The sequence below is a fragment of the Saccharopolyspora indica genome, assembly GCF_027853965.1.
Taxonomy (GTDB): domain Bacteria; phylum Actinomycetota; class Actinomycetes; order Mycobacteriales; family Pseudonocardiaceae; genus Saccharopolyspora; species Saccharopolyspora indica.
On the sequence record NZ_JAQGLB010000003.1, the window covers coordinates 382,063 to 394,808 of the forward strand.

Genomic DNA, 12,746 nt, shown 5'->3' on the forward strand with positions numbered 1-12,746 from the left:
CGGAGGAACTCCTGGCGAGGATATAGCCCGCCGCCGGCTAGATGAAGTCTCGAAGTTTGATATATTATGTGCAATCATGCGCGGTTCGGCCCACACGACCTCGCCGGGGGCGGAGCGGTACGCGCGGACCGCGGATTGCGTGCTGCACGGCTTCTTCCGGGATCAGGGCCTGAACGCGGCGGCGGAGATCCGGTGTCCCGCACTGCCGGTCCAGTCGATGCTCCACCGGGAAGTCGATCTGGAACTCGAACGCCGGGCCAGGCCGAACGGATCACCACGGCGCGACGCGCTTTCGCATCGATCACCGAAAACCGGTTCCCGCCCAGCCGGTGATTTCGGTCAAGTCGATGACGGAAATATGATCTCGTCAAGCTCGCTCACACCGGCCGAACACGAACGGGCAACGGCGGAATTCGATTCGACTCCGCCGAATCCGCGATTCGCCATTTCGCAATTGGAACGGCGCGGGCCGCGGGCTATCGTCACCGCGACCCGTGCCGACGATCCCCGACGGGAGTCGAAATGACGCCGAAGCAGAAGGGCCCGCTCGCGGGCATCAGGATCGTGGAGCTGGGCGGCGTCGGGCCGGTGCCCTTCGGCGGGATGCTCCTCGCCGACCTGGGCGCGGACGTCGTCCGCATCGACCGCCCCGCCGGTTACGACGGCGGCGCACCGGTCGACCCGAAGTTCAACCTGCTCAACCGCGGGCGGCGCAGCGCCGCACTGGATCTGAAGAACCCTGCGGCGGTCGATGCTGCTCTGGCACTGGTGCGCCGGGCCGATGCGCTGATCGAGGGCTTCCGGCCGGGAGTCGCGGAGCGGCTGGGTCTCGGCCCCGACGTCTGCCTGGCGGCGAACCCGGCGCTGGTCTACGGCCGGATGACCGGCTGGGGCCAGGACGGGCCGCTCGCACGGGAACCCGGCCACGACATCAACTACATCTCGCTCACCGGGGTGCTGCACTCCATCGGTGCCGCGGGCGGTCCGCCGGCGATCCCGCTCAACCTCACCGGGGACTTCGGCGGCGGTTCGCTCTACCTCGCGCTGGGCGTGGTGTCGGCGCTGCTGGAGAGCCGGGCTTCCGGGCGGGGTCAGGTGATCGACGCCGCCATGGTCGACGGTTCGGCGTCGCTGATGACGCTCGTCTACGGGCTCCACGCCGCCGGGTACTGGAACGACGAGCGCGGCACGAACCGCCTCGATTCGGGCGCGCCCTGGTACCAGGTCTACGCCACGGCGGACGACCGGTGGATCAGCATCGCCGCCAACGAGGCCCGGTTCTGGCGCAACGTGCTGCGCCTGCTCGGGTTCGACGAGGATGAAATGCCCGACCAGCACGACCGGTCGCGGTGGCCCGAGGTGCGCGAGAAGTTCGCCGCGGTGTTCCGCACGCGCACTCGCGACGAATGGTGCGCGCTCGCCGAAGGCGAGGAGTCCTGCCTCGCACCGGTCCTGTCCTTGACCGAAGCCCCGCATCACCCGCACCTGCGCGCACGGGAGACTTTCGTGGAGGTCGACGGCGTGGTCCAGCCCGCGCCGGCCCCGCGGTTCAGCCGCACTCCCGGCGCGGTGCAAGGCCCTCCGCCGCGTCCCGGTCAGCACACCGGGGAAGTCCTCGGCGACTGGGGTTTCACCCCGGGCGAAGTGGCCGCGCTGCGGGAGGCGGGTGCGATCGCCTGACGGTTCGACGCCGCCGAATCGCCGATTCGGAATTCATCACTTGGCTCACCTGAATATCAGATTTAATATATGAGCATCCTGGGTGGCGGGCGATGTTCCCGCACCGAATCGCATCAATTCGGAGTGCAGGCGAAATGTGCGCTAATTTCCTGAACGAATCCCAGTCCGACTGGCTGGCCGCGGTGAACGATTTCATGGACAACGAGATCACCGTGGAATACGTGCGCGAGTGCGACACCGAACGCCAGTACCCGTACGAGGCCTACGAGAAGATCGCCCGGCAGGGCTGGCTCGGCATCCTCATCCCGGAGGAGGAGGGCGGCTCCGGCGGTGACATCTTCGACTACTCGCTGATGGCCGAAGGCCTGGGCAAGTTCGGCTTCGACTTCGCGTGCTCGGTGCTGGTGCCCACCTTCACCGCGATGAACATCGTCAAGTACGGCACGCCGGAGCAGAAGGCCCAGTACGTCAAGCCGTTCATCGACGGCCAGATCCGGTTCTCGGTGTCGATCTCCGAACCGGACGCCGGCTCGGACGCCGCCAACACCAAGACCCGGGCGCGCCGCGACGACAACGGCGACTGGGTCGTCTCCGGTTCGAAGCTGTGGTGCAGCGGGGCGGCGGCCAAAGACACCGTCATCGCGATGCTGGTGCGCACCGATCCCGACGACAAGCACAACGGCCTGTCGGTGCTGCTGATCCCCAACGACACTCCCGGTCTGGACATCCGCAAGCTGCCGACGCTGTCGCGCCACGCGACCGGCACCACGGAGATCTTCCTCGACGAGGTCCGCGTGCCCGCCGACGCCCTGCTGGGCGAGGAGGGCCAGGGCTGGAAGATCATCACCGAGCACCTCGAACTGGAGCGCTGCGCGGTGGCCGCGGCCTACGTCGGCAACGCCCAGGAAGCCGTGAACGCGGCCAACGAGTACGCCCACGAGCGGACCCAGTTCGGTCGGCCGATCTACGACTTCCAGGTCCTCAAGCACATGCTGGCCGAGAACCAGACGCGCGTCGACGCCGCGCGGCTGCTCTGCTACCGCGCCGCGCAGATGAAGGCAGACAAGCTCCCGGCTGCCCGCGAGACCTCGATGGCCAAGCTGTACGGCTCCGAGACGCTGAAGGTCTGCGCCCTCGACGGCATGCAGATCCTCGGCGGCTACGCCAACCTCCCCGAGGCGGACATGGAGCGCTACCTGCGCGAGAGCATCCAGTCCACCATCGGCGGCGGCACCTCCCAGATCCAGCGCACCATCATCGCCAAGTCGATGCGCCGCTGACCCCACCGCGCGAGCGAGAGGCAACAACCCCATGAGCACCATCAACAACCGCATCGACATGCCCTGCGACGAGCTGGAGATCGGGCAGGTCTTCCGGACCGGCGGACGCACGATCACCGAGGCCGACGTGGTCAACTACTGCGCGCTGACCGGCAACTGGATCGAGATCCACTCCAACAAGCACTACGCCGAGCAGACCCGCTTCGGCAAGCGCCTCGTGCAGGGCTCGCTGACGTACTCGATCATGACCGGGCTGATCCAGTTCGGCCCCGCCATCCAGGCCAACTACGGCATCGACAACCTGCGCTACCTCAAGCCGGTGGCCATCGACGACACGATCTACGTCACCGCCGAGGTCACCGCCAAGAAGGAGAAGGACGAGAAGTACGGCGTCACGACCTTCCTGATGAAGGCCCTCAACCAGGACGGGTACGTCGTGCAGCGCAGCGAGTGGAGCCTGCTCATGCTGCGCCGGCGCGCCGACCTCGAAGCGCTGCTGGCGGCTTCGCTGCCGACGGAGAAGCAGCCGGAGAGGAAGTGACCGCCATGGCAGGCGAACCGGTCGCCGCCATCGTGGGCATGGGCGATGCCTACGCCTCGAAGGCGGACCGCAAGGACCCGCTGCAGCTCGCCGCGGAGGCCACCGTCGCCGCGCTCGCCGATGCCGGCATCCGCAAGGACCAGGTCGACGCCGTGTTCACCGGGCGCTCGCCGTGGGCCGACAAGCGCTCGCAGTGGAGCAACATCTTCATCTCGCACATGCAGATGCCGGTGACGTTCACCAGCGAGCTCACCCTGCACGGCGCCGGGCTGACCGCGTCGCTGGCCATCGCCTCCCAGCAGATCGCCGCGGGGACCGCGGAGTACGTGCTGTGCTTGCAGAGCGATGCGACCGAGCTGTTCGTCGACGCGGTGGCGATGGGTGCCGAGGCCGACGCGGATCCCCAGTTCGAGGTGCCCTACGGCCCGACGATCCCCTCGCTGTACGCACAGGCGGCGCAGCGGTACTTCCACGAGTTCGGCGTGACCGAGCAGGACCTCGCCGACGTCGCGGTGGCCAACCAGCGCTGGGGCGCCCACCACCCGCACGCGGCGAAGGCCAAGCACGGCGAGATCGACCGCGAGAAGGTGCTGTCCTCGCCCTACGTCGCCACTCCCCTGCGCCGGTGGATGTGCTCCACCTGGGGCGGCGGGACCGGAGGCGCGCTGGTCGTGACGTCGCCGGAGAACGCCGGGCACGCCCGCGATCCGGTGTACCTGCTCGGATACGGGTCGGCCACCACGCACGAGTACCTGACCGACCGGATGAACATGCGCAGCTGCAAGTTCCCGGGTCTGGGCACGTTCCCGAACCTCACGCACACCGCCACGGCGGAGGCAGCGCGGCAGGCCTACGCCATGTCCGGGCTCGGCCCCGGTGACGTCGAGATGGCACAGATCTCGGTCAACTTCGCGCACATGGGCCCGATCGTCATGGAGGACCTCGGGTTCGCGAAGAAGGGCAGCGGCATCGACGTCTACCGCGAAGGCCGCACCGGCATCGACGGCGACCTGCCGACCGACACCAACGGCGGCTGGTTGTCCTTCGGCCAGCCCGGGATCTCCTGCAACATGGACAGCTTGATCGAGGCGACCCGCCAATTGCGCGGCACCGCACTCGGCCTCGCCCCGGCACGCCGTCCGAAGACGGCGCTGGTCCAGGGCGCGGGCGGCATGCTCGCCGCGGGCAGCGTGCTGCTGCTGTCCACTTCGACCTGAGCCACGATTGGGAGCACGGCATGGGTGAGACAACGACGTTGCACGACTGGCCGCAGCCTTACCGCTTGCTCGACGCGCAGCCGTACTGGGACGCGCTGTCGGGCGAGGAGCTGACTTTCCAGCACTGCGCCGACTGCGAGCAAGCCGTGTGGCCCGCGCATTCCCGGTGTCCCGGCTGCTCTTCCGCCGCGCTGTCGTGGAAGCGCTCCAGCGGGCGCGGCACGATCTACTCGCACAGCACGATCATGCGCGGGCCCACCCCGGTCTGGGCCGCGATCGTGCCCTACACCGTCGGTTTCGTGCACATGGCCGAGGACTACTTCCTGTTCGCCCAGATCGACGGCGATCCGGAGGAGATCGAGATCGGGCGTGCGGTGGCCGTCCGCTACGTGCAGCGCGGGGAGCAGAAGCTGCCGGTCTTCGCACTGGCCGACGGACGGGAGCAGTGACGTGGCCGGGCCGCTGGACGGCGTGCGGGTCGTCGACCTGACGTCGAACTTCATGGGTCCCTACGCCTCGCTGCTGCTCGCCGACATGGGCGCCGACGTCACCAAGGTCGAGTCGCGGCAGGGCGATACGACCCGTGGCGTCGGGCCGTGCCGCAACCCCGGCATGAGCGCGATCTTCCTGCACCTCAACCGGAACAAGCGCAGCATCGTTCTGGACCTCAAGAGCGCCGGGGGCAACGCCGCGCTGAAACGGATGCTGCGCGGCGCCGACGTCCTGCTGCACAGCATCCGGCCGAAGTCGATGACCAAGCTCGGGCTGGGCTACGACGACGCCCGCGCGATCAACCCGCGGCTCATCTACTGCGGCACCTTCGGTTTCGGGCAGAACGGTCCGCACGCCGATCGTCCCGCCTACGACGACCTGATCCAGGCCGCGGTGGGCATGCCCGTCCTGCAGAGCCGCCGGGCCGGGCCGCCCGAGTACGTGGCCACCGCCGTCGCCGACCGCGTCGTCGGGATGGCCGCCACCTCGGCGGTGTCGATGGCGCTGTTCCAGCGGGAGCGGACCGGGCGCGGCCAGGAGGTCCAGGTGCCGATGTTCGAGACCTTCGCGCACTTCGTGCTGGGCGACCACCTCTACGGCCGCACCTTCGTCCCCGCCATCGGCGGCACCGGGTACGCGCGGATGATGAACCCCGACCGCCGGCCGTACCGCACGCTGGACGGCTACGTCGGGGTCAACGTCTACACCGACCGGCACTGGCAGCGGTTCTTCGAGGTGTCCGGGCACCCGCACCTGGCCGACGACCCGCGGTTCGCCGACATCCACGGCCGGACCGAGCACATCGGTCAGCTGTACGAATTCCTGGCGGAGGTCTTCACGACGCGGACCACCGACGAGTGGCTGGAGCTGCTGACCGAGGCGGACATCCCGATCATCCGGATGAACACCCCCGACACGCTGCTCGACGACCCGCACCTGGCCGAGGTGGGCTTCTTCGTCGACCAGCAGCACCCGTCCGAAGGCCACCTCCGGATGCTCGGGATACCCCAGCGGTGGAGCGAGAGCCGGCCGGAGCTGCGCCTGCCCGCGCCGCGGCTGGGCGAGCACACCGAACAGCTGCTGGCCGAGTACGGCTTCGCCCGGGCGGAGATCGACGAGCTGCTGGCCTCCGGCGCCGCGGTCGCCGCCGGTCCGGTCCGGGGCGGTTGAACCTGGTTCGCGGGAAACGCGTTCCGCACAATTGCAACGAACGGTCTCTAGGGAAGCGAGAGCAACGATGCTGCGTGACCTGCCCCTGTCCGGGGTCGTCGTGGTGGAGCTGAGCGACAGCGCCTCGGCGCCTTTCGCCGGGAAGATCCTCGCGGAGCTCGGCGCCGAGGTGTGGAAGGTGGAGCGCCCCTCGGGCGACTCCGCGCGCGGCTGGGGCCCGAGCACCTGGAAGGGCAGCGGCGCCGCCTTCCACGCGCTCAACCGCGGCAAGCGGTGCATCAGCGTGGACATCAAGGACCAGGACCAGCTGGCGAGGCTGCACCGGCTGATCGCCGAACGCGCCGACGTCTTCATCCACAACCTCCGGCCCGGCACCAGCGCGAAGTACGGGCTCGACGCCGACAGCCTCCGGGTCACCAAGCCCGAGCTGGTGCACTGCGAGATCGGCGCCTTCGGGCACGTCGGCCCGCTGCGCACCCAGCCCGGCTACGACCCGCTCATGCAGGCGTTCTCCGGGATCATGAGCCTCACCGGCGAGGAGGGGCAGCCACCGGTGCGCGCCGGGGTGTCCATCATCGACTTCGGGTCCGCGATGTGGGCTGTGATCGGCGTCCTCTCCGCGCTGTACCGGCGCCAGGAGAAGCACAGCGGAGCGACGGTGAGCGGCTCGCTGCTGGAGACCGCCCTCGCGTGGATGTCCATCGGCATCGCGAGCTACAACGCCGACGGCCATCCCGGCGGGCGGCACGGTTCGGGAGCCGTCTTCATCGTGCCGCACCGCGCCTACTCGACGGCCGACGGGGACCTGATCGTCAGCTGCGCCAACGACGCGCTGTTCGCCAGGCTGTGCGCCGCGCTGGGGCGTCCTGAGTGGGCCGCCGACGAGCGGTTCACCACGAACCAGGCGCGGCTGCGGAACCGGGCGGAGATCGACCGGCTGATCGGTGAGCGGCTCGCGGGCGAATCCAGCGCCCACTGGCAGGAACTGCTGCAGGAGCACGGGATTCCGGTGGCGCCCGTCCAGTCCGTCGCCGACGTGGTCGCCCACGAGCAGACCCGGGAACTGGACATCATCGGCAAGCCCGCGGGCGACGAGCTCGGCGTCGTGGGACTGCCGCTGTCCTTCGACGGCAAGCGTCCGCCGCCGCTGCACCCGGCGCACGACATCGGTGCGGACAACGACCAGCTCGACGCGGCGCTGAAGCCCCCGGCTTGAACACCGATCGACCAACCCTTTCATCATAGATAATATTTTGTGTATCTTATGGTCCTCTCGCCCGTGTGGTGGCAACCACATGGACCTGCACCAGCGAAGGGCCGATCGATGACGCTTGGACCAGCCGGAACCGGATCCGCACCGCCGCAGCCCCCGAAGAGCGTGGGCCCCGCCGTCGTGATCGGCACGACGCTCGAGTGGTTCGACTTCTACCTCTACGCCTCCATGGCGGCGCTGGTGTTCGGGAAGATCTTCTTCCCCTCGGGAAACTCGGCGCTGAGCACCTTGGCGGCCTTCGCGACGTTCGCGGTCGGCTTCCTGGCCCGCCCGCTGGGCGGCGTGCTCTTCGGGGCGCTCGGCGACAGGATCGGCCGGAAGGCCGTCCTGTCGCTCAGCCTGCTGATCATGGGCATCGCATCGGGGCTCATCGGCCTCCTGCCCCCGTACGCCTCGATCGGCATCGCGGCCCCGATCCTCCTGGTGGTCCTGCGGATCCTGCAGGGCTTCGGGGCGAGCGCGGAACTGGGCAGCGCCATCACGGTGGCCTACGAGTACGCCGACGAGAAGACCAAGGGGCGCTACGCGGCCCTTCCCGCGCTGGGAGCGCAGATCGGCCTGCTGGCGGCATCGCTGGCGGTCACCGCCGTCACCAGCTTCGGCGACGAGTTCCTCCACAGCTGGGGCTGGCGGATCCCGTTCATCGCCAGCTTCGCGCTCGTCGGCGTGGGCTGGTGGATCCGCCGCAGCATGCCAGAGACACCGGAGTTCGAGCAGGTGGCCGCGGACGCCCGCAATCGCAAGGGCATCCACGTCCTGCGCGACCTGGTGCGGTCCGACTGGCGCGGCCTGCTGGTGGTGGCCGCGATCTACGGCGGCTACGCGGCGATCTCCTACACCTTCAAGACGTTCTCGCTGTCCTACCTCACCGAGTTCCAGGGCGTCGCCGCCAACGTCGGATCGTTCGGCATCACCTTGGCCAGCATCGTCGCCATCGTCTCGGTGCCGCTCATCGGCCGGCTGTGCGACCGGATCTCGATCCGCCGCGTCATGGTGTTCGGCGCGATCGGCGTCCTCGCGCTGGCGTTCCCGATGTTCTGGGTCCTCGACACCGGCCGCCCCGGCTACATCTGGGCGTTGCTGATGCTGGCCACGGGTGTGCTCGCCCCGGTCATCATCGTGGCGAGCAGCGCGTTCATGGCGCAGCAGTTCCCGACGGAGGTCCGCTCCTCGGGCATCGGCGCCGGGCGGGAGATCAGCGGTGCGGTGGCCGGTGGTCTCGCCCCGCTGGCCGCGCTGGCCATGGTCACCATGTCGCCCAGCCACTCGACCTGGGGCGTGTCCGTGCTGATCGCGGCTTCCGCGCTGCTGGTGATCCTCGGTGCGCTCTTCGACCAGAAGCGCCGCGTCGATTCCCGCTCCGGGAAGAACCCCGCGGGCACCCGCCCGGACGAAGGCGTCGCGAACCGGGTGTCGGCCGACTGAGCCGTGCGATCCCCGGTCGGCGCCTCCGGCCGGGGATCGCCCGGCTCAGCTCTCGCACAGCCTGCCGGGACGGCAGACCCACGCGGTGATCGCCACCAGCGCAGCGGCGACCACCAGGGCCACCGGGACGGAGAACGCATCCGCCAACGCCCCGTTGAGCAGCGCGGCGACCGGGCGCGACCCGACGAAACAGGCCATCCACAGGCTCATCACGCGCCCGCGCAGCGAGTCCGGGACGGCGACCTGGAGCAGGGTCGTCAGGCTGGTGAGCGCCACGGACATCCCGGCACCCGCGAATCCGAAGGCTCCGACCGTGGCCGCGATGGGCAGTGGCACCGCCAGCACGGCCGTGGCCACGCCGAGCACGCACAGCCCGGCGGCCACGAGCGGCGTACGCCCGAACCACCGCTCCACCGGTCCCATGACCACGACACCGAGCGCGGCTCCGATGCCGAACGCCGACGCGAAGACCCCCACCGCGGCCGTGCCACCGCCGGCGGCCTCGGCGATGGCCGGAGCCAGGGTGAGCGCCGGGTCGGCCGCCACACCGATGGTGACGACCCCGAGCAGGATCAACGCGATCCTGCGCTCGCTGCGCACGTACCGCACCGCCGCCCGCATCGAGCTGTCCGCCTCGGGATCGCGCGCCTCCGGCTCGTCGACGCGGAGCATGGCCACGACGACGGAGAAGGCCACGTTGGTGGCAGCGGCGGCCAGCAGCGCCGGTCCGGGGCCGGACCAGGCCACCAGCAACGCGCCGAGCGCGGGACCGGCGGACCTGCCCACGAGCATCGGCAGCGAGTCCAACCGGACCGCCGTCGGGACCTCGCCCTCCCGGACCAGCGCGGGAACGATCGAGAGCAGCGCCGGGCCGCCCAGCACGAGCCCCATGCCCATGACCAGGGACGCGGCCAGGACCATCACCCTGCCCACGGGGCCATCACCGCCGTCGAGCAGGCACCAGAGGCCGAGCGCGGCGGATCCGGCGGTGCAGACGAGGCGACCGAGGATGATCTGGTGCCGCCGGTCGCCCCGGTCGGCGGCGACGCCGCTGGCGCCCACGAAGAGCAGCTGCGGCCCGAACTGCACGACGCTGACCAGCCCGACGTAGAGCACCGAGCCGGTGAACTGGTACGCGAGCACCGCGGCGATGACGTTGTGACTCCACAACCCCGCGAGCGAGAGCGTCTTGCCGAAGAAGAACGGGCCGAAGCGGCGATCCCTGAGCAGCACCAGCGCGGGGCGAGGGCTCACCTCGGTCACCGGCGCACCACCCACTTCGGTAGTTAGCAACAATAAATTGTTGGCCGCAGACTACCACCCGCGCAGGACGAGTCCGGCCGACGCCGCGAAGCGCGACGCCGGCCTCGCGATCATCCCCGAACCGTGGTCTCCTTCATGATCGTGCCGATGTCACCGACGGTTTCGAGGTTCAGCACGGCGTCCACGATACGGTCCACATTGGACTCCGCGATGATCCCCTCCGCGTTGCGGCGGAACTTCTCGGCGAGCTCGTCGTTGGTCATGGTGGTTCCGGGCTCCGGCGACTTGCTGCCCTTCGGGTAGCGCCGCTCCCCCACGAACACCTCACCGCGCGCCGAGACCTCGATGCGGGCCGGTCGGCTCGCGGCGTTGCCCTTGAGCATCTCGACGTAGTCCGGGTGGACCTCGTGCGTCGTCCGGCCCATCAGGTCGAGCACGGACTTGCTGTGGATGAGTTCCGGGTCGTGCCAGGCGGGGCCCGGCGGCACGCGGTGCGCCCCGACGGCAAGGCCGTGGGCGATGCTGAACTGCGCGTCGTGCGGGTGCTCGATGTCGCGGTTGAGCCAGAGCGGCTGCTCGACGAAGCCCTCGACCAGCGCCTTGATGCCGTCGATCTCCTCCGGCTTCAGATCGTTGTCCGCCACGATCTCGCCCAGCGAATCCAGCAGCGCGTGCAGGATCCGGCAGTGCGGGTACGGCTTGAAGGTCTGCTCGGCCGGGAATCGCCACTCGCCGCCGAGCGCATCGGTGATGTGCTCGGGTTCCCAGCGCGTCGTCCCGATGAAGCGCGGGAAGCCGAACTCCCGGTCGTCGAGCACCTGCAGATCGCCGCGGTGGCCCAGGTCGGCCATGTGCGCGGCGGTCAGCGCGGCCTGCGTCAGCGTGCCCGCCAGCAGGTACTTGATCGTGGAGGTCGGCGTGTGCATGCTCCACGAGCGGAAGGAGTTGACCGGCGCCACGAGGCCTGCGATGCCGAGCGCGTGCGCCTGGACCTCGGGCGCGAGCCCCTTCAGCTTGGTGATGGCCGCGGTCGCCCCGAAGACGGTGCTGCTGTAGCCGTAGACCTTCGGGGTGTTCACCTCGCCGTCCTTGACGTCGCGCAGGTAGTCCATCGCCTTGCCGATGCGGTAGGACATTTCGTGCGCGACGGCGACCGCTGTGATCAGCTCCTTGCCCGAGGCGCCGGCGCTCTCCCCGACGGCGAGCGCGCCGGGCAGCACATACGGGGTGACGTGCCCGGGCGGGAGCACCGCATCGGAGTCGAGCGTGTTGATCAGCTCGCCGTTGGCGAACGACGCCCCGAACACCGAAACCCGTTCCGGCGTACCGATGATGGTGGCATCACCGCCCGAGCCCCCCGTCATCCGGCCGTAGTCGACGCCGATGCGGCCCTTGGGCTGGTTGACCGCGCCCAGCGCGCAACCGATCGAGTCCAGCACGATGCGCTTGGACTCCTCGACGACATCGGCGGGCAACTGGTCGAATTCGCTGCGGACGGTGAAGTCCGCCAGCTGTTCGACGATGGTCATTGCGGAGATCCTCTCGTCAGACTGCGGCGCCGCGCAGCGTCCGGCCGCCGTCCACGACGACCTGGGTTCCGGTCATGTACGTCGCGAGATCGGAGGCGAGGAACAGCGCCACCCGGCCGATCTCGTCCGGCACGCCCATCCGCCCCATCGGGACCACCGCTTCGAACGCGTCGAGCACGTCGTCGTCGAGCGGGCCGAGGCCGGGCGTGCGGATGCCGCCGGGCGCGACGGAGTTGACCGAGATGCCGTGCGGGGCGAGCTCCAGCGCCATGGTCTTGAGCAGGCCGGCGACGCCGTGCTTGGAGGCGCCGTAGTGCCCCATCCCGACCAGCGACGGGGTCAGGGATTCGATCGAGGACACCACGATGATCCGGCCGCCGCTGCCCTGCGCGATCATCTGCCGGGCCGCCGCCTGCGAGCAGGCCATGACGCCCAGCAGATTGACCTCGAGCGTGCGCCGCGCGGTTTCCAGGTCCAGCTCCAGGAACGGCGCGATCCCGTAGATGCCCGCGTTGTTCACGAAGATGTCCAGGGCGCCGAACCGGTCGACTGCGGCGCGCACCATCGCCTCGGCGTCCGCCGGATCGCTGACGTCGCCGACGACGGCGTGCAGCCGGTCCGCCTCGGCGAACTCCGCCACCGCCTGCTCAGCGGCTGCGCCGTTGATGTCCGACACCACGACGTTGGCCCCGGCCTCGTGGAGGCGGCGCACGATGCCGAGGCCGATGCCCATGGCACCGCCGACGACGAGCGCGGTCTTGCCGCTCAGGTCCACCAGTTCACCGATGGAAGCCGCTTCCGCAGCGGGGAATTTGGTCATGGCAGTGATTGCCCCTCACAAGGTCGATTCTGGATTTCCAGCCGGGCGTTGTCCGG

Annotated in this window: 12 protein-coding genes; 9 read left to right on the forward strand and 3 right to left on the reverse strand. The window is 69.5% G+C overall.

Going from position 1 to position 12,746, the window contains the following annotated elements:
- Positions 1-76: 76 nt before the first annotated feature.
- The 9 genes from OU416_RS09170 (at position 77) to OU416_RS09210 (ending at position 9,078) form a co-directional block, all read left to right on the forward strand.
- The gene (locus OU416_RS09170; RefSeq protein WP_270926433.1) at positions 77-526 is read left to right on the forward strand and encodes a hypothetical protein; all 450 of its coding nucleotides are present in this window, start codon (positions 77-79) and stop codon (positions 524-526) included.
- Complete coding sequence (locus OU416_RS09175) at positions 523-1,680, forward strand: CaiB/BaiF CoA transferase family protein (protein WP_270926434.1); 1,158 nt, start codon at positions 523-525, stop codon at positions 1,678-1,680. Before OU416_RS09170 ends, OU416_RS09175 begins: the two co-directional genes overlap by 4 nt.
- 134 nt (positions 1,681-1,814) lie before the next feature.
- Positions 1,815-2,960, forward strand: a complete 1,146-nt coding sequence (locus OU416_RS09180; protein WP_270926435.1) for an acyl-CoA dehydrogenase family protein — start codon at positions 1,815-1,817, stop codon at positions 2,958-2,960.
- A gap of 31 nt (positions 2,961-2,991) precedes the next feature.
- Positions 2,992-3,501 carry a MaoC family dehydratase gene (locus OU416_RS09185; protein WP_270926436.1) on the forward strand — a complete coding sequence of 170 codons (510 nt, stop codon included), beginning with the start codon at positions 2,992-2,994 and terminating at the stop codon, positions 3,499-3,501.
- 5 nt (positions 3,502-3,506) lie between these two features.
- Positions 3,507-4,718 (forward strand): thiolase family protein, encoded by a 1,212-nt coding sequence (locus OU416_RS09190; RefSeq protein WP_372907250.1) that lies wholly within the window; start codon positions 3,507-3,509, stop codon positions 4,716-4,718.
- A 20-nt stretch (positions 4,719-4,738) separates the two neighbouring features.
- Positions 4,739-5,167 (forward strand): Zn-ribbon domain-containing OB-fold protein, encoded by a 429-nt coding sequence (locus OU416_RS09195; RefSeq protein WP_270926438.1) that lies wholly within the window; start codon positions 4,739-4,741, stop codon positions 5,165-5,167.
- A 1-nt stretch (position 5,168) separates the two neighbouring features.
- Positions 5,169-6,380, forward strand: coding sequence for a CaiB/BaiF CoA transferase family protein (locus OU416_RS09200; RefSeq protein WP_270926439.1), 1,212 nt, complete (start codon positions 5,169-5,171; stop codon positions 6,378-6,380).
- Positions 6,381-6,447: 67 nt separating this feature from the next.
- Positions 6,448-7,596: a CaiB/BaiF CoA transferase family protein gene (locus tag OU416_RS09205; protein ID WP_270926440.1), complete on the forward strand. Its 1,149-nt coding sequence runs from the start codon at positions 6,448-6,450 to the stop codon at positions 7,594-7,596.
- A 108-nt stretch (positions 7,597-7,704) separates the two neighbouring features.
- A complete protein-coding gene (locus OU416_RS09210) occupies positions 7,705-9,078 on the forward strand; it encodes an MFS transporter (RefSeq protein ID WP_270926441.1) in 1,374 nt (457 codons plus the stop codon).
- Between the two features lie 45 nt (positions 9,079-9,123).
- Here the strand turns inward: OU416_RS09210 and OU416_RS09215 are convergent, their stop codons facing one another.
- The 3 genes from OU416_RS09215 to OU416_RS09225 all read right to left on the reverse strand — a co-directional run bounded on the left by OU416_RS09215 (position 9,124) and on the right by OU416_RS09225 (position 12,690).
- Positions 9,124-10,341 carry an MFS transporter gene (locus OU416_RS09215; RefSeq protein WP_270926442.1) on the reverse strand — a complete coding sequence of 406 codons (1,218 nt, stop codon included), beginning with the start codon at positions 10,339-10,341 and terminating at the stop codon, positions 9,124-9,126.
- A gap of 110 nt (positions 10,342-10,451) precedes the next feature.
- A complete protein-coding gene (locus tag OU416_RS09220) occupies positions 10,452-11,870 on the reverse strand; it encodes an MmgE/PrpD family protein (RefSeq protein WP_270926443.1) in 1,419 nt (472 codons plus the stop codon).
- Positions 11,871-11,886: 16 nt separating this feature from the next.
- Positions 11,887-12,690: an SDR family NAD(P)-dependent oxidoreductase gene (locus tag OU416_RS09225; RefSeq protein ID WP_270926444.1), complete on the reverse strand. Its 804-nt coding sequence runs from the start codon at positions 12,688-12,690 to the stop codon at positions 11,887-11,889.
- Positions 12,691-12,746: the final 56 nt, after the last annotated feature.

Bases quoted from the DNA above. Each gene is read 5' to 3' on its own strand.
- OU416_RS09195 (WP_270926438.1), top strand. From the start codon at position 4,739: ATGGGTGAGACAACGACGTTGCACGACTGGCCGCAGCCTTACCGCTTG.
- OU416_RS09175 (WP_270926434.1), top strand. From the start codon at position 523: ATGACGCCGAAGCAGAAGGGCCCGCTCGCGGGCATCAGGATCGTGGAG.
- OU416_RS09170 (WP_270926433.1), top strand. From the start codon at position 77: ATGCGCGGTTCGGCCCACACGACCTCGCCGGGGGCGGAGCGGTACGCG.
- OU416_RS09185 (WP_270926436.1), top strand. From the start codon at position 2,992: ATGAGCACCATCAACAACCGCATCGACATGCCCTGCGACGAGCTGGAG.
- OU416_RS09205 (WP_270926440.1), top strand. From the start codon at position 6,448: ATGCTGCGTGACCTGCCCCTGTCCGGGGTCGTCGTGGTGGAGCTGAGC.
- OU416_RS09190 (WP_372907250.1), top strand. From the start codon at position 3,507: ATGGCAGGCGAACCGGTCGCCGCCATCGTGGGCATGGGCGATGCCTAC.
- OU416_RS09225 (WP_270926444.1), bottom strand. From the start codon at position 12,690: ATGACCAAATTCCCCGCTGCGGAAGCGGCTTCCATCGGTGAACTGGTG.
- OU416_RS09210 (WP_270926441.1), top strand. From the start codon at position 7,705: ATGACGCTTGGACCAGCCGGAACCGGATCCGCACCGCCGCAGCCCCCG.
- OU416_RS09180 (WP_270926435.1), top strand. From the start codon at position 1,815: ATGTGCGCTAATTTCCTGAACGAATCCCAGTCCGACTGGCTGGCCGCG.
- OU416_RS09220 (WP_270926443.1), bottom strand. From the start codon at position 11,870: ATGACCATCGTCGAACAGCTGGCGGACTTCACCGTCCGCAGCGAATTC.